The 19669-nt window shown below is 65.9% G+C and carries 19 protein-coding genes and 1 tRNA gene; 13 read left to right on the forward strand and 7 right to left on the reverse strand.

Annotation, left to right across the window (positions count from 1 at the left end; translation table 11 throughout):
- Positions 1-363: 363 nt before the first annotated feature.
- The gene (locus ACFWPH_RS29440; RefSeq protein ID WP_378755441.1) at positions 364-1200 is read left to right on the forward strand and encodes an alpha/beta hydrolase fold domain-containing protein; all 837 of its coding nucleotides are present in this window, start codon (positions 364-366) and stop codon (positions 1198-1200) included.
- A 151-nt stretch (positions 1201-1351) separates the two neighbouring features.
- Here ACFWPH_RS29440 and ACFWPH_RS29445 read toward each other — a convergent pair whose 3' ends face one another.
- Positions 1352-1744: a YybH family protein gene (locus ACFWPH_RS29445; protein WP_378755442.1), complete on the reverse strand. Its 393-nt coding sequence runs from the start codon at positions 1742-1744 to the stop codon at positions 1352-1354.
- Between the two features lie 235 nt (positions 1745-1979).
- Positions 1980-2264 (reverse strand): hypothetical protein, encoded by a 285-nt coding sequence (locus ACFWPH_RS29450; protein ID WP_378755443.1) that lies wholly within the window; start codon positions 2262-2264, stop codon positions 1980-1982.
- A gap of 455 nt (positions 2265-2719) precedes the next feature.
- Between ACFWPH_RS29450 and ACFWPH_RS29455 the strand changes: the two genes are divergently transcribed.
- Both ACFWPH_RS29455 and ACFWPH_RS29460 read left to right on the forward strand, forming a co-directional pair.
- Positions 2720-4033, forward strand: coding sequence for a GNAT family N-acetyltransferase (locus tag ACFWPH_RS29455; RefSeq protein ID WP_378755444.1), 1314 nt, complete (start codon positions 2720-2722; stop codon positions 4031-4033).
- 27 nt (positions 4034-4060) lie between these two features.
- The gene (locus ACFWPH_RS29460; RefSeq protein ID WP_378755446.1) at positions 4061-4807 is read left to right on the forward strand and encodes an SAM-dependent methyltransferase; all 747 of its coding nucleotides are present in this window, start codon (positions 4061-4063) and stop codon (positions 4805-4807) included.
- Positions 4808-4993: 186 nt separating this feature from the next.
- Here ACFWPH_RS29460 and ACFWPH_RS29465 read toward each other — a convergent pair whose 3' ends face one another.
- Positions 4994-5563, reverse strand: a complete 570-nt coding sequence (locus ACFWPH_RS29465; RefSeq protein ID WP_378755447.1) for a TetR/AcrR family transcriptional regulator — start codon at positions 5561-5563, stop codon at positions 4994-4996.
- Between the two features lie 119 nt (positions 5564-5682).
- On the opposite strand from ACFWPH_RS29465, the gene ACFWPH_RS29470 reads away from it, so the two are divergent.
- Complete coding sequence (locus ACFWPH_RS29470) at positions 5683-8934, forward strand: arabinosyltransferase domain-containing protein (protein WP_378755448.1); 3252 nt, start codon at positions 5683-5685, stop codon at positions 8932-8934.
- A 146-nt stretch (positions 8935-9080) separates the two neighbouring features.
- On the opposite strand, the gene ACFWPH_RS29475 is transcribed toward ACFWPH_RS29470, so the two are convergent.
- The gene (locus ACFWPH_RS29475; protein WP_378755449.1) at positions 9081-10034 is read right to left on the reverse strand and encodes a GNAT family N-acetyltransferase; all 954 of its coding nucleotides are present in this window, start codon (positions 10032-10034) and stop codon (positions 9081-9083) included.
- 40 nt (positions 10035-10074) lie between these two features.
- On the opposite strand from ACFWPH_RS29475, the gene ACFWPH_RS29480 reads away from it, so the two are divergent.
- Both ACFWPH_RS29480 and ACFWPH_RS29485 read left to right on the forward strand, forming a co-directional pair.
- A complete protein-coding gene (locus ACFWPH_RS29480) occupies positions 10075-10602 on the forward strand; it encodes a helix-turn-helix transcriptional regulator (RefSeq protein ID WP_378755450.1) in 528 nt (175 codons plus the stop codon).
- Positions 10490-11263, forward strand: coding sequence for a nucleotidyl transferase AbiEii/AbiGii toxin family protein (locus ACFWPH_RS29485; RefSeq protein WP_378755451.1), 774 nt, complete (start codon positions 10490-10492; stop codon positions 11261-11263). Before ACFWPH_RS29480 ends, ACFWPH_RS29485 begins: the two co-directional genes overlap by 113 nt.
- A gap of 153 nt (positions 11264-11416) precedes the next feature.
- Here ACFWPH_RS29485 and ACFWPH_RS29490 read toward each other — a convergent pair.
- A tRNA-Ile gene (locus ACFWPH_RS29490) sits at positions 11417-11490 on the reverse strand.
- A gap of 137 nt (positions 11491-11627) precedes the next feature.
- Between ACFWPH_RS29490 and ACFWPH_RS29495 the strand changes: the two genes are divergently transcribed.
- The gene (locus ACFWPH_RS29495) at positions 11628-12074 is read left to right on the forward strand and encodes a nitroreductase family deazaflavin-dependent oxidoreductase (RefSeq protein WP_378755452.1); all 447 of its coding nucleotides are present in this window, start codon (positions 11628-11630) and stop codon (positions 12072-12074) included.
- Positions 12075-12568: 494 nt separating this feature from the next.
- On the opposite strand, the gene ACFWPH_RS29500 is transcribed toward ACFWPH_RS29495, so the two are convergent.
- Entirely contained in the window at positions 12569-12841 is a 273-nt protein-coding gene (locus tag ACFWPH_RS29500) for a hypothetical protein (RefSeq protein WP_378755453.1), read from the reverse strand.
- A gap of 127 nt (positions 12842-12968) precedes the next feature.
- Between ACFWPH_RS29500 and ACFWPH_RS29505 the strand changes: the two genes are divergently transcribed.
- Both ACFWPH_RS29505 and ACFWPH_RS29510 read left to right on the forward strand, forming a co-directional pair.
- Positions 12969-13481, forward strand: a complete 513-nt coding sequence (locus ACFWPH_RS29505) for a hypothetical protein (RefSeq protein ID WP_378755454.1) — start codon at positions 12969-12971, stop codon at positions 13479-13481.
- 128 nt (positions 13482-13609) lie between these two features.
- On the forward strand, positions 13610-14287 hold the full coding sequence (locus ACFWPH_RS29510; protein ID WP_378755598.1) for a VTT domain-containing protein: 678 nt from the start codon (positions 13610-13612) through the stop codon (positions 14285-14287).
- Between the two features lie 365 nt (positions 14288-14652).
- On the opposite strand, the gene ACFWPH_RS29515 is transcribed toward ACFWPH_RS29510, so the two are convergent.
- Positions 14653-16188, reverse strand: coding sequence for an aldehyde dehydrogenase family protein (locus ACFWPH_RS29515; RefSeq protein WP_378755455.1), 1536 nt, complete (start codon positions 16186-16188; stop codon positions 14653-14655).
- A 223-nt stretch (positions 16189-16411) separates the two neighbouring features.
- On the opposite strand from ACFWPH_RS29515, the gene ACFWPH_RS29520 reads away from it, so the two are divergent.
- The 4 genes from ACFWPH_RS29520 to ACFWPH_RS29535 are packed head-to-tail and all read left to right on the forward strand — an operon-like array spanning position 16412 to position 19554.
- Positions 16412-16870, forward strand: coding sequence for a DNA-binding protein (locus ACFWPH_RS29520; RefSeq protein WP_378755456.1), 459 nt, complete (start codon positions 16412-16414; stop codon positions 16868-16870).
- Positions 16870-17343 (forward strand): Zn-ribbon domain-containing OB-fold protein, encoded by a 474-nt coding sequence (locus ACFWPH_RS29525; protein ID WP_378755457.1) that lies wholly within the window; start codon positions 16870-16872, stop codon positions 17341-17343. The genes ACFWPH_RS29520 and ACFWPH_RS29525 overlap by 1 nt, the downstream gene beginning before the upstream one ends.
- A complete protein-coding gene (locus ACFWPH_RS29530; protein WP_378755458.1) occupies positions 17336-18403 on the forward strand; it encodes a lipid-transfer protein in 1068 nt (355 codons plus the stop codon). The genes ACFWPH_RS29525 and ACFWPH_RS29530 overlap by 8 nt, the downstream gene beginning before the upstream one ends.
- Positions 18400-19554 (forward strand): thiolase domain-containing protein, encoded by a 1155-nt coding sequence (locus ACFWPH_RS29535; protein ID WP_378755459.1) that lies wholly within the window; start codon positions 18400-18402, stop codon positions 19552-19554. The genes ACFWPH_RS29530 and ACFWPH_RS29535 overlap by 4 nt, the downstream gene beginning before the upstream one ends.
- The last annotated feature ends 115 nt before the right edge of the window (positions 19555-19669 follow it).

Here is a 19669-nt window from a genome sequence, read left to right on the forward strand (position 1 = left end):
GTATGACAAACTCGCTGTCCGCTACCTGGCAACCGTCCGCGTCGCCGCGATCAACCTGTGGTTATCCGGCCGCAGCTTATGAAACAGACTCTAGGAGGCCATCCCGTCTATCTCGGCGTCCATCCGGATGAACCTGTTACCGAGCGTGCTTGCGACAGTGTTGAGAAATGTGCCCGCGTCAGCCATGGATTGGGTGTTGACGGTAGTCGGGCCGGGTTCATGCATCTATCCCCTGTGTCGTTTCGTCATATCGTTATCGATACTCACAGATACTCTGACGCGGCGCACACCGGGCCGGTTCCACTCATCCAGTGATTCGGGCATAAGGAGGCCGGTACCCACGCAGGTAAAGAAAACGTCGGAGTGAACAGCGCGGCGCGTTCGGTGATCGTGCACTCCAACGGCACGCTCGATACCGGGCCTACTCTGTGGACCGTGGCGGTTCACGAGCAAGTGACCTATTCGGTGATCCGTGGGTTCCGGCCGTTGTTGCTGGATCTGTATGTGCCAGATGATGTAGAGCGTCCGCCGGTTGTGGTGTGGATCCACGGGGGCTCGTTCCATTCAGGGGACCGACGGTGGCTGCATCGCACGATCCCGAGCGGCTCGGTTTTCACCGGACTGGTCGAGGCAGGATTGGCTTGCGCTTCGATCGACTACCGGCTCAGCAAAGAAGCGACGTGGCCCGCGCAACTCGAGGATGCGGCGGCCGCGGTGGAATTCTTGCGGCTGCATGCCGACGAGTACGGCCTCGACGCCGGACGCCTCGGCGTCTGGGGTGACTCGGCCGGAGGACTGCTGGCGTTTACGACTGCCTTCACCAGAACCGATGTTCGCGCCGTAGCGGCGTGGTATCCGATCACCGACATTCTCGATATGGAGAGCACGGAGGGCGAGTTGCCGTATTCGCCCTGGCTGGGCGGCTGGCCGTCGGAAATCCCCGACCGCCGCGCCCAGGCCAGCCCGATCACTTATGCACACCCCGCCGTGCCGCCGTGCCTACTCGTCCACGGCGAGCAGGACACCCTCGTGCCGGCCCGTCAGAGTCGACGCCTGCACACGCGCATGACCGAGAACGGGGCCGACGTGATGTACCGAAGCGTTCCGGGCGCGGAGCACGGGTTCGAAGGGTATCCGGATGTGGCGGAGTTGGTAACCGAAACGATCGAGTTCCTGCGGATGCGACTCACTGCTGTATGACGAAAGAGGAAACTCCGGTCAGACTTCGGCAGCGAGCGGTCATTCGCCACTATTCGGGCGGCGGAACCGGGTCCCCGACAGTGCAGGTTACCCAGGACCGGCTGCGGGACCGGGCGCCCACCGGTCGGTACGTCTTACGCTGGCAGAACAGCTATCCAGTGCTCACGGGCGTATTCTGCCCGGTGCGGATACGCCAATCATCGTCTCGGAACTCGGCGGTCAGGATGATCACACCGTGCATCGGATCGTGGGCCGGATCGGTGCTGTCCCGCGTGCGCTGACGCGCCACGATCTGCACGACCGTAGGTGTGAGTTCAACGGTCACCTCATGCCGGTACGTGACGTCGACATCGTGCAGCGGCCCGCCCGGTGCGAACACGAAGCGCTGCTTGGCGAGTAACTCGTCCCGATCGGTGACCAGACCGCCGCCGAAGTTGACGAACGTACTGTCCTCCCAGAACAGCGCGTTCATGGAGTCGGCATCGTTGCCGTTGAACGCATCCTCATACCGCACCAGCAGGTTCAAGGCTTCGCTGTTCGTCATCGGTTCTCCTCCACCTCGGCTCGTCACACCGCAAACCTAGAAGCTCGAGCGCACTCGAGGTCAATACCTCCGACACTGGCCCGCAGCGCCACCCCCGCGGGGCCTCCACGTACATGGCCAGGCAGTCGCGACCACGCCCCATATCTTGGGTCAAGTCGCAAGTCGATCCGCCTGTGTGGCTACGCAACTGCCGGTTCGTGATGCGATCGGTGGCCTCCGGGGCGCTCGCGACAGGTCAGCCGGTCCCGTTGGTCGCCGCATAGACCAGCAGCGCCATCATCAGCGCGACGGCTCCCAGCACACCGCCGACAAGGGCATCAGCTCGATTGGTCGCGATACCGCGGTCGGCCCGATCCCAGCCGATGAATCCCGCTATCACCGCCGCCAGCCCTGCGGGTGCCGTAAGGAACTCGCCCGCGAAGGGGATGAACGTGAACGAGACAGCGAAAATACCCAATATCAGGGCAGCCAACCCAGCGCCGTTACGGACCGGCGGGGTGTGGCCGGGGACCGGTGCCATGCCGGCGAGCCTAATCGCTGCAGCCCGGCCGCCGCACCGGGCACGGAGGACGGCTGCATAATTGATTGGACTCGGCTCCGCGCTTGTGATTGAGTTCCGAGCGATTGATTGTCCGTTCGGGCTGTATGCCCTTGGAAGAGGTGTTTTGTGACCCGGCCCGCGCCGAGCGCGCCCGACTGCATCGCGTAGTCGTCTCCCTCGCCGTGACCGCACGGCGGTCTACGAGACGACGTCCGTTGCCTGCGTACTCCCCGGCATCCCCTGATCGAGGCGGTATGCGGCCCTGACGTGGCCGAAACCGCCCACAGCCCTGCCCTGGATACCGAAGCCGCTCGGCCTGCTCGCAAGGATCACATCCTCTCCCGGATCCCGGACCGATCCGGCCTTCCGCACTGTCGGCGTATGCCCGCGCGGTGGCCGGCACATTCCGGGATCCCTGTTCAAGGGTTTCTACGTTGTCTTCTTCCCCATCCGGAACCAACGCGTCCAGCTCCAGCGCCGATGCGGTGATCGACGCTCTCTTCGCACTGCACGACGGTCTGACCAGGCAAGGGCCGGGCTCGGACACTACGACACGGCGCCTGCTCGCGGCCGCCGGGCCACTTCCCGCACACCCGCGAATCCTGGACGCCGGCTGCGGTCCAGGAGCCGCCGCCCTGCTGCTGGCCGCCGAGGCCGGCGCGATCGTGACCGCGGTCGATCTCCACCAGCCCTATCTCGATGACCTGGCCGCCGAAGCGGCACGTCGAGGACTCGGCGGGCAGATCTCGGTGGTGAACCATTCGATGGACCAACTACCCTTCCCCGATCACAGCTTCGACGTGATCTGGGCCGAAGGCTCGGTCTACACCGTCGGCTTCGACACAGCGCTTCGCGCCTGGCGGCGACTGCTGGCACCCGGGGGTGTGCTGGCGATCACCGAGATCGAATGGACGGGCAGCGACCCCGACGCCGATGTCCGTGCCTATTGGGACGCGGCATATCGGTTACGAACACATGCCGGCAACACCGACGCGGCCCGGTCGTCCGGTTACCGGGTAGATGCGCATTGGCCGCTGCCGGAGACCGACTGGTGGCAGGAGTACTACACCCCGCTCACCGCACGAATGCGCTTGATGGATGCGGACCGCCCGGGGATGCGCGAGGCACTCACCGCACTGCAAGCAGAAATTGCCATGCGCAACCGGCACGGCCGCGACTACCGATACGCCGCCTACGTCCTGCGCCCTGACGACCACACCACCGAGAACGGAAAAACCATGACCACCTGGACCACTCGTCCCGAAACCGCCGGCGATATCCCGGCCATCCGCGCAGTCGAACTCGCCGCCTTCCCCACCGCCGAGGAAGCCGATATCGTCGACGCTCTGCGCAGCGATCCCGAGGCGTGGATCGACGGGCTGTCCATGATCACCACCACCGGCACCGGCGAGGTCGTCGGGCATGCGCTGCTCACGCGTTGCCTCGTCGGCGAGGAAGCCGCCGTGGCGCTGGGCCCCTGCGCGGTTCGGCCCGAATACCAGCGAACGGGCGCGGGTTCCGCGGCGATCCGCGCAGCCCTCGACTCGGCCGCAGCGATGGGCGAGAACCTGGTCGTCGTCCTCGGACACCCCGAGTACTACCCGCGTTTCGGTTTCACGCCGGCTTCACGCTTCGGTATCCACGCACCTTTCGACGCCCCGGACGAGGCCATGATGGCGCTGGCCCTGGACAGCGCCCGGCCCATTCCCAGCGGGACCATCGCCTACCCGGCGGCGTTCGGCGTCTGACAAGTCATGACGGAAAGGAATCAGGTCATGGACCTTCCCCGCATCTTCACCATCCGCGAGAGCAACCACCGCATCCACAACCCGTTCACCGCGACCAAGCTCGCCGCGCTGGGCGAATCACTCCGCCTCGCTCCCGGGACACGGGCACTCGACCTGGCCAGCGGCTCGGGCGAAATGCTGTGTACCTGGGCGCGGGACCACGGCATCACGGGCACCGGGGTGGACATCAGCACGGTCTTCACCCAGCAGGCCCAGGCCCGCGCCGCCGAACTCGGCGTCGCCGACCGAGTCGAGTTCGTCCACGGTGACGCCGCCGGCCATATCGCGGACCAACCGGTCGATCTGGCCGCCTGTGTCGGCGCCACCTGGATCGGCAACGGTGTCGCCGGGACGGTCGAGTTGCTCGATCGCAGTCTCCGCCCCGGCGGCCTGATGCTGATCGGCGAGCCGTACTGGCGGCGGACGCCTCCGGACGAGGAGACCGCCCGGGCCTGCCGCGCCACCGCCATCGCCGACTACCTGGAACTCCCGGACTTGATCGGGCAATTCCAGGGTCTCGGCTACGACGTCGTGGAAATGATGCTGGCCGACCAGGACAGCTGGGACCGGTACACCGCGGCCCAGTGGCTCAGCATGCACCGTTGGCTCGGCCAGAACCCGGACGACGAACTGGCCCCCGAGGTGCGGGAGGCTCTCGACACCGAACCGGCGAGCTACACGCGCTACCTGCGTGAATATCTCGGCTGGGGAGTCTTCGCCCTGATGAAGCGCTGACCGGAACCCGCGCGGGGCCGGACCGTGTCGGCCGGCCCCGCGCGGGGACAACGCTCAGCGCCAGTCGTTATCGGGACACTCATGGGCGTCGTGATTCTCCCGCCGATCCTGCCGACCCGCACCGGTCCCGCCCGCGAAACCGGCCGCCCGGCCACCACTCGAGCGCGGGAAGTCGAGCATCTCCTTTCAGAAGGGCGCAAGGATGACGTCGTCCACGAAGCGGAGAAAGTCGCGATCGACCGCGGCCGGATCCGCGGCCGTGAAATATCGCATGAGATATCCCTGGAGCGCGGTGAGCCCGACAACCGCACGGGTGGCGGCGATATCGCCGGGCATGCCGATGGCGACGAGCCGGTTTTCGAAGTTGCCGATCAGCCGGTTCAGAGTTTGTGCGGTGTAATCGGCGTAGGGACTGTCCTGGGCGCATGCGGCGCCGAAGACTTGCTCCAGAATCCGTACGCTGACGTGCTTTTCGCCGCGGGTGATCGAATGCCAGTCGGCCAGAATATAGGCACGCAGGTCAGCGACCGACGAGGAGACTCCGGGATCCGGTGCGGCTCGCCGTTGTTCGTGGTCGATGACTTCGAGAATCAGCTTTTCCTTGGAACCGAAGTAGTAGATCAGCATCCTGGCGCTGGTGCCCATTTGCGCAGCCAAAGAGCGCAGCGAGGTGTCGACGACGCCACTGCGGGACAGGATCTCGCAGGCCTGGTTCAGCATCGTCTCGCGTTTTGTCGAATCCTTTCGGCCTGCCATCGCTTGACTGTAACAAGTGTTTCAACTAGACCTTCCCAGGTGAGCAGACACGATCACAGCTCGCTGTGTGGCGGGCGGAGTGCTGTGGGGCATCGCCCGAGGATCGGCCGGGTACGGCCATGACCCTGACTCGTACGAGGGAACGCGTACCCGCCCGGATCCCGACAGACGACAATGCGGCGGAGCCGTATCGGTGGTGGCGTCGTATCGCCGTCGTCGCTGGTCTCGCCGGGGCGGTGCTGGCCGTGTTGGTCCCGTTTCTGCCGGTGAACCAGGAGCAGGCGTCGTTGTCGTGGCCGCAGCCCGGCCGGTCGAGCAGTGTCACGGCACCGCTGGTGTCCTACTCTCCGGCCAGTGTGACCATCGACGTGCCGTGTTCTGCCGCGGCGGGCCTTGGCGAGAGCGGCGGAAACCTGCTGTCGACGGTCCCCCCGCAGTCCGGACAGGCCTGGCATTACGGCTTGAACGCCGTGGTCGCCCCGGCCCAGGACGGCGGCCGGCTACAGGTCGTGCTTCGCGACCGGACACTGCTCGATACTCCGCTAACCGAGCTACCTCCTGATTGCCGGCTAGCGATCACCTCCGACAGCACCCGCACCAGCGTGGACACCGGCGTCGGCGAGCCCGTCGTGGTGCCCGGCGATCATCGCCCGCAGATGGTCGGGTTCTTCACCGATGTCGCCGATCCGCTATCGGCAGGCGTGCACGCTGATGCGCAGATCGATTCCCGGTTCACGACCTCTCCGACGGTCTTGAAGCAGGGAGCAATCGTCGCTGCCCTGCTCGCCACCGCGCTGGCATTGTGGGCCCTGCACCGGCTAGACGGTTCCGACAACCGCCGGAACCGGCGGGTGCTGCCGCGGCGCTGGTGGCGGCCGCGGCCGATCGACGGCGTGATCATCGGGACCTTGGTGCTGTGGTACTTCATCGGCGCCGGTACCGCCGACGACGGCTATATCCTCGGCATGGCCCGGACCGCCGAGGACGCAGGATATTTGGCGAATTACTTCGCCTATTTCGGTGTGCCCGAGACACCGATCGGCATCCCCTACGACTACCTGTTCGGATGGCTGGCACAGATATCGACCGCGAGCATCGTGGTCCGGCTACCGGAACTGATCATCGCGGTCGTGTGCTGGCTGCTCATCAGCCGCGAGGTGGTGCCGCGCCTCGGGATCGCCGCGCGGACAGAGCGGGCCGCAGTATGGGCGGGCGGCCTGCTGTTCCTGGCGTTCTGGCTGCCCTACAACAACGGTCTGCGCCCAGAGCCCGCGGTGGCCCTCGGGGTGTTGCTGACCTGGGTATCGATGGAACGCGCGCTGGCAACCCGACGGCTGACACCGGCTGCGCTGGCATTGATACCCGCCGCGCTGGCCGTGGTCACCAACCCGTGTGGGCTGATCTGTTTCGCGGCGCTTCTCGCGGGAGCGCGCCCGCTGGCCCGGATCATCGTTCACCGGGCCCGCAGTTTCGGCTACGCGGCCCTGATCGCGCCCGCGCTGGCCACCGGCTCGGCGGTGCTCACCATCGTTTTCGCCGGACAGCCGATTGCCTCGGTCGCCGCAATGTACGAGGCACACCAGGTGGTCGGGCCCAATATGCCCTGGCACGACGAATATCTCGTCTACCAGAACCTCTTCCAGGCGATGCCCGACGGCTCACTGGCGCGACGGTTCGCCATGCTCGCCATGTTCTTGGCTCTCGCAGTGTCGGTACTGGCATTGTTCCGTTACGGCGGCCGGATCCCCGGACTGGCCGCGGGACCGGCGCGGCGGATCGTGGGCACCACGATTGCCGCGATTCCGCTGATGATGTTCTCTCCCACGAAATTCACGCACCACCTCGGTGTTTTCGCCGGCCTCGCGGGCGCAGTGGCGGTGGTCGCCGCGGTCGCGGCCTGCCCCCGAGTACTGCGATCCCGGCGCAACCGGACGTTGTTCGCCGCGGCGGTGCTCGGGGTGCTGGCGATATCGTTCGCCAGCTCGAACAGCTGGTGGTATGTGGCCAGTTACGGAATCCCGTGGTGGGACAAGCCGATTTCGATCGCCGGCATTCCGGTCGGCACAGTGCTGCTGGCTCTGTCCTTGCTCACCGTTGCGGCCGCGGGCTGGTTCCATATCCGCGAGCCGTTCCGCCGTCACAAGGCACCGGTCGGCAGGCGAATCCCTGTGTTCACGCTGGCTGTCGCTCTTGTGGTGACATTCCAGGTGGCATCATTCGCGAAAGCGGCCGCAGACCGGTACCCGGCGTACTCGATCGCGAAATCCAATCTCTCCGCACTCGCCGGCAATCCTTGCGGCCTGGCGAACGACGTACTTGTGGAGCCCGACCCCAATAGCGGTGTACTGCAACCCCTTTCCGGCGAACCCGCCACCGCGCTCGGCGCCGGGACCGACGCCGGGTTCACCCCCAACGGAATCAATTTCGACGATCTGCTTCCCGACGCGTCGGACGCCGCCGCCGCTTCGGTCGGTCAGTCGCTGGGCAGCTCCGGCACGACAACCAGCACCGACCCCGCCACCAGCACCGGCCCCGGTGGCGTCGTCCGAACGGGCATCAACGGCAGTACCGTCCCGCTACCGTTCGGCCTGGACCCCGCAACCACCCCGATGCTGGGGAGCTACGGAAGCCCCGGACCGGCAAAGAACCTCGTCTCCGGGTGGTACGACCTACCGGACGGTGAGCGCGGCGAGATCATCTCCATCGCGGCCGCGGGACGAATCGCCTCGATCGACCTCGATGGCCTTCCGGTCGCCGGGCAGCGTCTCTTCATCGAATACGGTGTCGCGGGAGACGAGGGCGTGCAATCGCTCGGACAGGTCACGCCCGACGATGTGAGCGTGCTCCAACCGTCTTGGCGAAACCTCCGGGTCCCGCTCGAACAGCTGCCTGCCCAGGCCGATGCCGTCCGCATAGTCGCCTCCGTCGACAGTTCGGATCCCACACAGTGGCTGGCCGTGACACCACCACGCGTGCCGCAACTACAGTCGCTCGACTCGCTGGTGGGGCACACCAGCCCGGTGCTGATGGATTGGCTCGTCGGCCTGCAGTTCCCGTGCCAGCAACCGATGCGGCACCGAGACGGGATCGCCGAAACGCCCGAGTACCGCATCACCCCGGAGTTCTCGGCCGCCATCATGACCACGAACTGGCAAAGCCATGCTTCCGGTGGGCCGCTCGGCTACACCGAACTACTGGCCCGCTCCGAGGTCATGCCCTCCTATCTGCGCGATGACTGGAAACGCAACTGGGGTGAGATCCACAGACTCGTCCCGTACGACCCGACAGCCACCGCCGCACTGCCCGTCACAACAACTGTCCGCCGTTCCGGGGTCTGGACTCCAGGGCCGCTGAACTTCGCAATCAGGTAGATAGATATTTCCCGTATCGCTCGACTGCCCGCAGCGCAGTTTCGGGTGCAACGGCCACAGTGCCGGCAGCGAATTCCTGGCGGTGAGGTCGCCGTGGCGCGTATCGAATTTCTCGCCGGGGTCGAGGTATGAGCACCCCGAACCGCTCAACGCCAGTCGTCGATCACGTACGCGCCGGGACGGTTGTAGCCGGATTCGTTGGGACGGTGCATGGCCACGCCCTGCAACCCGGTGCGGTATCCGCGGTCGATCATGTGCCCGTAGGCGTCGGCGCGGGCGAGGTTCATTCCCGCGTCGACCCGGTCGAGTCCCCGGGTGGCGGCGAGCTGCTCACAGGCGTCGAGGAGGCGATCGAAGCGGTTCGCGGCGTCGCGGCCCGGGCGGACGGCCCCGAACTTGACGTAGCAGGCTCCGTCGCCCGCCTCGGAACCCGGGCCGAGGTGGCAGACAGCAAGACCATCGAGCCCGGCGGCACCCTCGAGCAGAACGGTGTCGCCGATACCCTGCGTGTGCACGGACTGGATCTCGCCTTCGAGGTCCAACCCCTCGTACACGCTGTCGGTCAGCGACCGGCACGACGCCAGGTACTCGAGGCGTTGCGCGGCGGCAACCGTTGCGTACGTCTGCGGCGGCGCGCCGCGCGGATCGGCCACGGGTTTGCCCATCACGGCCGTGAGGAATCGGGGCCAGAAACCGTACCGGCGATACAACTCCAGATGCTTCGGGCTGTCCGGGAACGTGAACAGGCCCGCATGGCGGGTCTTCCACGTCTCGAAGCACTCCATGATCGGGTCCATCAGGTGCCGGCCGATGCCCTGGTCCCACAGATCCGGGCGCACGGTCAGCGGTCCGAAATACCCGACGCTGCCCCAGTGGGCGGCGAAGTTCGATCCCGCGAGCCGGCCCTCCATATCGGCGGCGAAAGCGGCGGCCGGATTTGCCGCCCAGCGAGTACGAACCAGTTCGGCGGATCCGAAGGTCGTGCTCGGGTCGGGTACGCCGAGGGCGGTGCCGAAGGCGATCCGGCAGATTTCGTCGGCGCCGTCGAGGTCCGCTCGAACCATCGGACGTACCGACACGACACCCTTCGATAAAGTCATGACTTTCCTCCCACCATATCCGAACAGATATACTAGGCAGATGGCTGTAGAACGTCTTCTCATGCAAGCCCGCGAAGCCGCAGGCCTGTCGCAGGCCGGGCTGGCCGAAGCGGCCGGGTCATCTCAGCCCACACTCTCCTCCTACGAACGAGGGCAGAAGTCACCTACCCTCGATACCGCTGCCCGGATCATCGGAGAAGCCGGCTTCGAATTCGCGTTGACACCCAAGATCGAATTCGTCGAAACCGGCAGCACTCGTGGCCGCCCGATCATGACGCCCACAGCCCTCCCTCGGCTGGCCCCGGAGAAGGCCCTGGCGACGATCGAACTTCCCCTGCACCTGAACTGGTCCGACCGCGGTCGCCGTTACAATCTGCGCGACCGACGCCAGCGCGCACGTGTGTACGAAATTGTGATGCGCGAAGGCGGACCGGCCGACATTCTGGCCTATATCGATGGCGTTCTACTCGCGGACATCTGGAACGAACTCGTACTCCCGCCCGCCGTGCGGACAGCCTGGGAGCGAGCTGTCATCGGTACGGGTGACGCGGAACCGAGCGTGGCGTGACAAACAAGGACTACCCACACGACGGTGCGGACCTGACGGAGTTCCAAATCGACGTGGCGCGGGCTTTCTTCCGATTGAAGGATTCGGCGGGTTTCGTCGTATCCGGTGGAGCCGCTCTGCTCGCCGCGGGCTCATCGCCCGACCCACCGAAGACCTCGATCTGTTCACCCACGCACCAACCGATTCCGTATCCTCGGCCAAGGGATCCTTCCTGGAATCCGCCGGCTCATACGGCTGGGACGTCACGGTAATCCAGGATTACCCGACGTTCTGTCGCCTGGTAGTGACCGGCCGGGACGAGGAAGTTCTCGTCGACCTCGCCGTGGACTCCCCGCCGGCGACTCCGCCGACAATGACAATCCTGGGGCCCACGTTGGCACCACTGGAGTTGGCGGGACGCAAGGCGCTGGCGCTCTTCGGTCGAGCCGAAGCCCGCGATTTCGCGGACGTCTACACACTCGCCCAGCGTTTCGGCGCCGAGGAAATACTTACCCAGGCAGCCGAACAAGATAGGGGATTCGATCGGTCCGTATTTGCTGAGATGTTGGCGACTCTCGGCAGGTTCACCGACGACGAGATCCCGGCACCGGCGCACGATATCCCAGAGATACGCGCATTCTTCAGCCACTGGGCTGCACAGATCGCTGGAGACCACCGGTGAAGACGGCTGTCGCTGCAGACGGAGCGCACCTGTTCTTCGCCGCCGCTGTCGAGCCGGATGTGCGCGAAGAAGATGTGCACCTTGTTGTCGGTGCGCTACCCAGGATCAGTTCGGCTGCCGAATTCAGCATTTCCGCTGTTAAATTGCTATTTGTGGGGCGGGCGGGGCTCGAACCCGCGACCAATGGATTATGAGTCCACGGCTCTAACCGACTGAGCTACCGCCCCTCGTTGCGGCCAGGGGCCGCAGGTGTGGGATGGTACCCGGTTGGGTGGGCGGGGGCCAATCAGGCTGGGTGTGGTTCTCGGTGGGGGTGCTACGCGGGGTGGTTAGGGTGGGAAGATTGCCGAGCGGAGGAGGGCGTGTGGCCGGGTTGTTCGTGCGGGCGTTGCAGGCGCATCAGTGGATATACGAGAAGAGCGGTGGGCTGGTGGGGCATCGGCTGCTGTTCGGGAATCCGACGCTGCTGTTGCGGACTATGGGGCGGAAGACCGGTTTGCCGCGGACCTCGGCGTTGACGTACGCGAAGGACGGGGCGGATTTTCTGGTGACCGCGTCGAACGGCGGATCGCCGCGGCCGCCGGGGTGGCTGGCGAATGTGAAGGCGCGGCCGGAATGTGAGATTCAAGTGGGGCGGCGCGCGTTTCCGGTGGTGGCTCGGGCAACTCTGCCCGGCGATCCGGAGTACGCGCGCCGCTGGGGGCTGGTGGACGCGGTGAACAAGGGCCGGTACAGCGAGTATCAGAAGAAGACCCGGCGTCCGATTGCGGTGGTCGTGCTGTCGCCCGCGGTGGCGGATCAGTCGGAGTAGGTATCCGATCCGGCCCGCACCCGCGTTCTGCGCGAAACGAGTTCCTCCGGTGGCCGGCTGGCGAGATGGACTACGGAGGCAACGAGAATCAGGATTGCGAGTACTACCAATGCGGTAACCACGGCACGCACAGTAACGGGGGCAAGTGAACGCTGCACCCGAGAATGGTCTATGCCTGTTCATGAATTACGTTGATTTGGAAGTGAATTCGAAAGTTATCCGAAATTCTTCACAAACACCGGGTGCGGGCCGGATAATTTGAGACACAACGCGAGGGTCGCCGACAATCTGTGGAAGTACACGTTTCCACCGTATATCAAATTGATATAATTACCGGCGTGGCGCAACGAAGCCCGATCGAATCCACAAGGGTTCCAATGGGTTTCATCGACCCCACAGAAAGCTTGATCACATCCGCAGGCCCGGCCCGTCGAATATTACACGCAACTGTTGGTTACAGCCATTTCGAACGCGGCAGCACCCAGCCATTCCGATCAGCTTCCCCCGCCACCGCCTCCACCACCACAACCGCCGCCGCCCCCGCAGCCGCTTCCTCCACTCGATCCGCCGTCACCCGAACTCCAACCGCCCGAACCACTGTCGCCGGCGAAGTAGGTTCCACCCGCGTAGTACCCGCCCCGCCGCGCACGGTTGCCCCGGCGCCCACCGGAACCGGCCTTGCTGATCGCGAGGACGATTCCCACGATCGCCCCCACGCAGAGCAATCCCAGCATCAACAGGAAGAAAAACCCCAGCACCAGTTCCATTACTCCACGGTACCGACGAACAGCGTTGGCGCACCGGCTTATCCGGACGCGGGGCTTGACAGCCGGCAGCGATACGAACGCGAGTGCCGCGCCGGTTCCATTCCGGAGGACCCCGGATAATGACAGAGTGTTCACCTTCGTCCGGCCCCGGCGCCGAAATATCGAGCCGGCCGCCGTGGAGCTCGCGGTCCGCGAACTCGAACTTCCGGAGGCCGTCTACAAAACCTGTCCGTGGGAGCCGCGGGACCTCGTCGCGACCGGCTTACGACAATGGCTGCGTTGCTGCGGCCCGGCGCTGGCCGACGGCCAAGTGATCGGGATGCCGTCTCGCGCGGTCGACGAAGCCTGGCACGGTTTCATACTGTGCACGCGGCGGTATGCCCATTTCTGCGAGCGCGCTTACGGGCAGTTCCTGCATCACCATCCGGAAGGTGCGGAACCGGCCGGTGCGGAGCCGGCGGATACTGCGGGTCAACTGGGCCGGACGGTGGTGGCGTGGTCGCTGGTCGCGCGGCCCGGCGAGCAGTGCGTACTGTGGGATCTGGACTCCCGGCTGGGGCTTGCGGACCCCTGGGGTATCCCGGCCCCGCGCGTCGCCGAGATCGAGGCGATACTGCGGGAAAGCGCCGGCAGGCATTAGATCCGGCTACCGTTCCGCGATAACCGCCCGAAACGGGCAATCCGGGAACAGGGAGCGTATTCTTCTGCGGTATCTTCGGCTGGGTGAGTTACTCAGCCGCCGCAGCGGCCACCACCGAACTTGCCCTGATGCCGGGTTTCCTCGACCCGGTCAATCTGCTCAATTCGTTCGGCACCTGGGTGTTGCTGGGCCTACTCCTCGTGGTGTTCATCGAATCGGGCCTGCTGTTTCCCCTGCTGCCGGGTGATTCGCTGCTGTTCACCGCGGGGCTCATCGCCGCATCCAAATCAGCCGAAATCGAACCCTTCGCACCCATCGGGGTGCTACTCGTTCTGATTCCGATCGCGGCGATCGCCGGCGACCAGGTCGGATATCTGATCGGGTCACGGGGCGGGACGGCGTTGTTCAAGAACAACGACGCCAAGATTTTCAAGAAGGCCTATATCGACGAATCGCATGCGTTCTTCGAGAAGCACGGGCCGATCACCATCGTGCTGGCCCGGTTCGTGCCCATCGTGCGCACCTATGCGCCGCTGGTCGCGGGCGCGGCGAAGATGAAGTACTCGGTGTTCCTCACCTACAACGTGCTCGGCGGCGTGCTGTGGGGCGCGGGTGTGACGATATTGGGTTATCTGCTGGGGCAGATCGCGTTCGTGCGCGACAACATCGACATCATCTTCCTGCTGATCGTGGCGGTTTCGGTGCTGCCCATCGTGTGGGAGGTGTTCAAGCGGTACCGGTCGGGGCGGGCGAACGGTAATGCGCCGAAGAACAGCGACGAACCGGTCGACCACCCCGCGGCCTGATACCAGGTTCCGGGCCGCGAGAACCGGCGACCGGGATATTCCACACGTCCCCACCGGGCCGTCTCCGAGGTACAGCGCCTCGCAGGCGGCCCGGTGTCGTAAATGCGGCACACAACTCAGCACGCGACCTCTGCAACCCAGCATGCGACGGCGTCCGACTGCTCGCCATCGCCCTTGGCGCCCGCTGGGGCCGGCAAGACAGAGCCCGGCTAGGTAGTTACGCCATGCCGAATGGGATGGCGACGTGGTCGCAGTTCTCCGTGTCCCGACCCTTACACAACGATGCGGCCGACCGTTGACCGGTCGGCCGCATCGTATGCACAGCTGCTGGCAGGATAGGGCCCCGACGTTCCAGGACCCGGACCTCAGCGCACCAGGCGGCGGATGAACTTGTTGCCGAACAGGGTGCCGATGGTCTTCTCCAGCGTGGCAGCGGTGGCCTCGCTGTAGGGGTACCAGATGTTCTCCTTCTTCAGGCCCCACCGGTCCAGCAGAACGGGCTGCGGGTGGACGAAGCTGCGCAGCGCGTCACGCCCGTTCACCTGGCCCATCCCGCTGTCCTTGCGGCCACCGAACGGTGCTTCGGCGACGCCGTAGATCACCGAGGCGTCGTTCTGCACCACCGATCCGGTCTTGAGCTGTTTGGCCAGCCGGACGACCTTGTCCTTGTCCTTGGTGAACACGCTGCCGCTGAGCCCGTACTGGCAGTCGTTGGCCATCCGCACGGCCTCTTCTTCGTCCCGGACGCGCATGATGGCGACGATCGGGCCGAAGGTCTCCTGCTGCATGATGTCCATATCGTGGGTGACATCCACGACCACGGTGGGCTTGAAGAAGACCCCCTCGGTGGTATCGGATTCGCCGCCGAGCAGGATGCTGGCGCCCTTGGACCTGGCGTCCTCGACATGCTTCTCGACGATCTCGAGCTGGCGGTCCCAGAACAGCGGTCCGACATCCTTGCCGGAGGGCCCATAGGTGACCTCGGCGGCGCGTTTGCGGACCTGTTCGATGAACTCGTCGGCGATGCTGTCCACCACATAGATGCGTTCCACGCCGACGCATACCTGCCCGGTGTTGAACATCGACAGGTACACCGCGCCCAGTGACGCGCGATCGAGGTCGGCGTCGGCGCAGACGATCATCGCGTCCTTACCGCCCAGTTCGAGGGTGCACGGGATGAGCCGGGTCGCGCAGGCGGCGGCGATCTTCTTACCGGTGCCGACGCTGCCGGTGAACGAGATCTTGTCGATATCGCCGTTGACCAGCGCGGCGCCGGTTTCGCCGTCGCCGTGCACGACCTGCAGGACGTCCTTGGGCACACCCGCTTCGTGCAGCACCTTGACCGCCCATTCCCCGGAGTGCGGGGTGACCTCGGACGGTTTCAGGACCACCGAGTTACCGGCGAGCAACGCCTGCGCGATCGGGTTCAGCGAAAGGATGAAAGGGCCGTTCCACGGGGTGATCACGCCGACGACGCCGAGCGGCTGGTAATTGATGACCAGCTTCTTCAGCGGCAGCATGTAGCCGTGCAGGCGGCGGTTCTCGTCGGCCAGGTCCTTGGTGGCGCGCCCACTCCAGTAGTTCAGGAAGTCGCAGGCCGGGACCATTTCCACGGCCAGCGCCTCGACCCGAGGTTTACCGGTTTCCTGCATCACCGTCTCGACGATCTCGTCGCGGCGTTTCAGCAGTACCGAGACCGCGTTGCGGATGATCGCCGCGCGCTCCTTGACCGGCCGGGCGGCCCAGCCGGGTTGGGCGGCGCGGGCCTTGGCCAGCGCCGCGGCGACATCGTCGGCCGTGCTCACCTCGATTTCGCCGACGCGTTCGCGGGTAGCGGGGCTGCGCAGCTCGAGCCGGCGGCGTCCGTCGGCGGTCGGCTCCAGCTGTTCAACGATGGCCATGGTGATCTCTCCTCACCGGAGGAATTGGAACAGGTTCTACTTTACCGGGGAGCTTACGTCATGACCGCAAGCCGTGCAGCAAGGTTCATCCACGCGTCCGGGCCACGACGAAAGCTCGATCTATCAAGCGATTGAATCAAGTGATTGACATCGGCCGTCGAGCGGGTCACGATCGAGGCGCGGTCGCAGTGTCCCGGCCGCGCACCCGAGCGGCAGGAGAACGATGACAGCCGAACCCGCGGGCGCGAGTCTCACCGCGCCCTACACGATCGAATTCCCGTACAACCGCACGGTCGGCGAGAAGATCGGCACGTTCCTGGGCGGTCTACGCGACGGTGAGCTGTACGGGGTACGCACCGAATCCGGGGCGATCCTCTGCCCGGCCCTCGAATTCGACCCGGCCACTTCCGCGCCCACCGGTGACCTGGTGCGGCTCGAACCCGCCGGCACCGTCCGGCACTGGACCTGGGTGCCCACCCGGCCCGGCGACGATATCGCGGCCGATCACTACGCCTGGGCCCTGATCGCCATCGACGGCACCGAGGGCACCCTGTTCCACGCCGTGGATACCGGCGGCGACCCCGCCCGCCTCACCGCCGGCCTGCGGGTGAAACCCCGCTGGCGGGCGGAACGGGTGGGCAGTATCCGCGATATCGTCTGCTTCGAACCGGTGGAGTCGTGATGAGTACTTTGCCCACCCCGGTGGAATCGTTCACCAGCCCGCACAAGGTGGATTACACCTTCGTCGCCGGAACCGGCCGGTCGACCTTCCTGCGCGGGCTGAAGCACCGCACACTGCTGGCCCGGCGCTGCGGCACCTGCGAGCGGGTCTACCTGCCCGCGCCGGAGTTCTGCTCCCGCTGCCTCGTCGAACTGTCCGAACCGTTCGAACTGGGCGGCAGCGGTGTCGTCAAAACCTTCTGCGTGGTGAACTTTCCGTTCCCCGGCCAGAAGATCGACCCGCCCTATCTGGTCGCCTACATCCAAGTGGACGGTGCGGACACCACCCTCATGCACCTCATCCGTGATGTCGAACTGAGCGAAGTCCATATCGGTATGCGGGTGGAACCGGTGTGGCGCGCCGAAGAAGACCTGGACACATCCATGAACAGCATTCGCTACTACCGGCCGATCGCGGGAGGTTCCGATGCGTGATGTCGCGGTGGTGGCATTCGCCCAGTCACCGGGTATGGCAGCCGATCGCCAGGACGATATGGCCGAAATCCTGCTGCCGGTGATGCGGGAGGCCCTCGCTTCGGCGGGGATCGACCGCAGCGAGGTCGATTTCTGGGCGTCGGGCAGCCACGATTTCCACGAGGGCCGGACCTTCGCCTATATCGAATCCCTCGACGCGGTGGGCGCGTGGCCGCCGATCTCGGAATCGCATGTCGAGATGGATGCGGCCTGGGCCGCCTACGAGGCGTGGTCGTGGCTACAGCTCGGCGAGGGTGAGATCGCCGTGGTCTACGGCGTCGGGCGCGGATCGCTCGCGCAGGACCTGGACCAGGTCACCAACACCCAGCTCGACCCCTACTTCCTGGCCCCGCTACGGCCCCATCAGGACGCGATCGCCGCGATCCAGGCGCAGGCGCTGATCGCGGCCGGAGCGCTGGACGAGAAGCAGATGGCCGAGGTGGTGGCCCGGGCCCGGGCGGGCGCGGTGGGTAATCCGGCGGCGCAGGTATCGGGCGAGGTGACGGTGGACGAATTGCTGGCCGCCCCGTATCTGGCGTCACCGCTGCGAGAACACGATCGCGGCCCCATCGGGGACGCCGCGGCCGTAATCGTGCTGGCCGCCGGTGACACCGCACGCCGGTTGGCGCAGCGACCGGCCTGGATGCGTGGTGCCGACCACCGGATGGATTCGCACTATCCGGGCACCCGCGACCTCACCCGCACCGATACCGTCGGTATCGCCGCGGACAAGGCGGCCCGGCAGGCCGGATTCGCCGCCCGCGATGTCGATATCGCCGAACTGCACACCGAATACAGCTATCAGGAACCGCTGCTCGCCGGAGCTCTCGAGCTGTCCGGCGCCATCAACCCCGGCGGCGGCCCCCTCGTGGCCCGCCCCACCACGGCAACCGGGCTGATCCGGATCGGCGACGCCGCCCGGCACATCCTGACCGGCCGCGCGGACCGCACGCTGGCGCACGCCACCAACGGGCCCGCGCTCCAGCAGAACATGATCTGCCTTTTGGAGGGAGACCGATGAAACTCGCGGTCGTCGGAATCGGACAGAGCAAACAGGCCAAGAAACGCAAGGTCACCATCGGCGCGATGGTGCGCGAGGCCGTCGACGAGGCAATGGCCGATGCCGAACTGGAATTCGGCGATATCGACGCCATCGTGCTGTCGAAAACACCCGACCTGTTCGACGGGGTGATGAACCCGGAACTGTATCTGGCCGATGTCATGGGCGCGCGCGGTCTGCCCGTGACGCGGGTGTTCACCGGCGGCAGCGTCGGCGGGCATGCCGCCATCTACGGGGCGCATCTGGTGCAGGCAGGGCTGGCGCGGCGGGTGCTGGTGGTCGCGTATTCGAAAGAGTCCGAGGGCGATTTCACCTGGGCGCTCTCGCGCGGGCTGCCGTTCAGCGCGCAATTGGGCGCGGGCGCGGGCGCGCATTTCGCCCCCGTGATCCGGGAGTACATCCGCCGGTCGGAAGCGCCCGAGCACATCGGATGGCAGATCGCGGTGAACCACCGCTTGAACGCGACCCGAAATCCCTACGCCCACATCCAGCTACCGGATATCACCGTCGATCAGGTGCGTGAATCGCGGATGCTGTGGGATCCGATCCGGTTCCTCGAATCGTGCCCGTCCTCCGACGGTTCGTGCGCGGTGGTGATCACCGGCGAGGACGATGCCCACCACACGGGCCGCCCACCGGCCTGGATCCACGGAATGTCGTGGCGGACCGAGACCGGGCATTTCGCCGGCCGCGACGAAGTGAACCCCGAGGCCGGGCGGCTGTGCGCGGCCGACGCCTACCGGCAGGCCGGTATCACCGACCCGGCACACGATATCGATACCGCCGAGCTCTACATCCCCTACAGCTGGTTCGAACCGATCTGGCTGGAGAACGTGGGCCTGGCCGAGGTCGGTGAGGGCTGGAAGATGGTCGATTCCGGGCACACCGCGTTCGACGGGTCGCTGCCGATCAACCCGTCCGGTGGCGTACTTTCCGGAAATCCCACCGGCGCAACAGGTCTGCTGCGGTTCGCCGAGGCGGCCATGCAGGTGCGCGGGACCGCGGGTGAACACCAGGTGCCGGATGCGCGCCTGGCCGTCGGACACGCGATGGGCGGGGCGGCCCAGTTCCATGCACTGTGGGTAGTGGGTTCGGAACCGCCGCAGACCTGACCGGCGCACCGCCCCGGTCCCTGTACAGACGACAGCGGGGGCGGCAGGCCGGACCGCCTCGCCCCCAGCGGGCAACAACTGCTTCCGCGGTATGCGAAACCGCACGAAACGAGGA

Source organism: Nocardia sp. NPDC058499, assembly GCF_042719915.1.
Taxonomy (GTDB): domain Bacteria; phylum Actinomycetota; class Actinomycetes; order Mycobacteriales; family Mycobacteriaceae; genus Nocardia.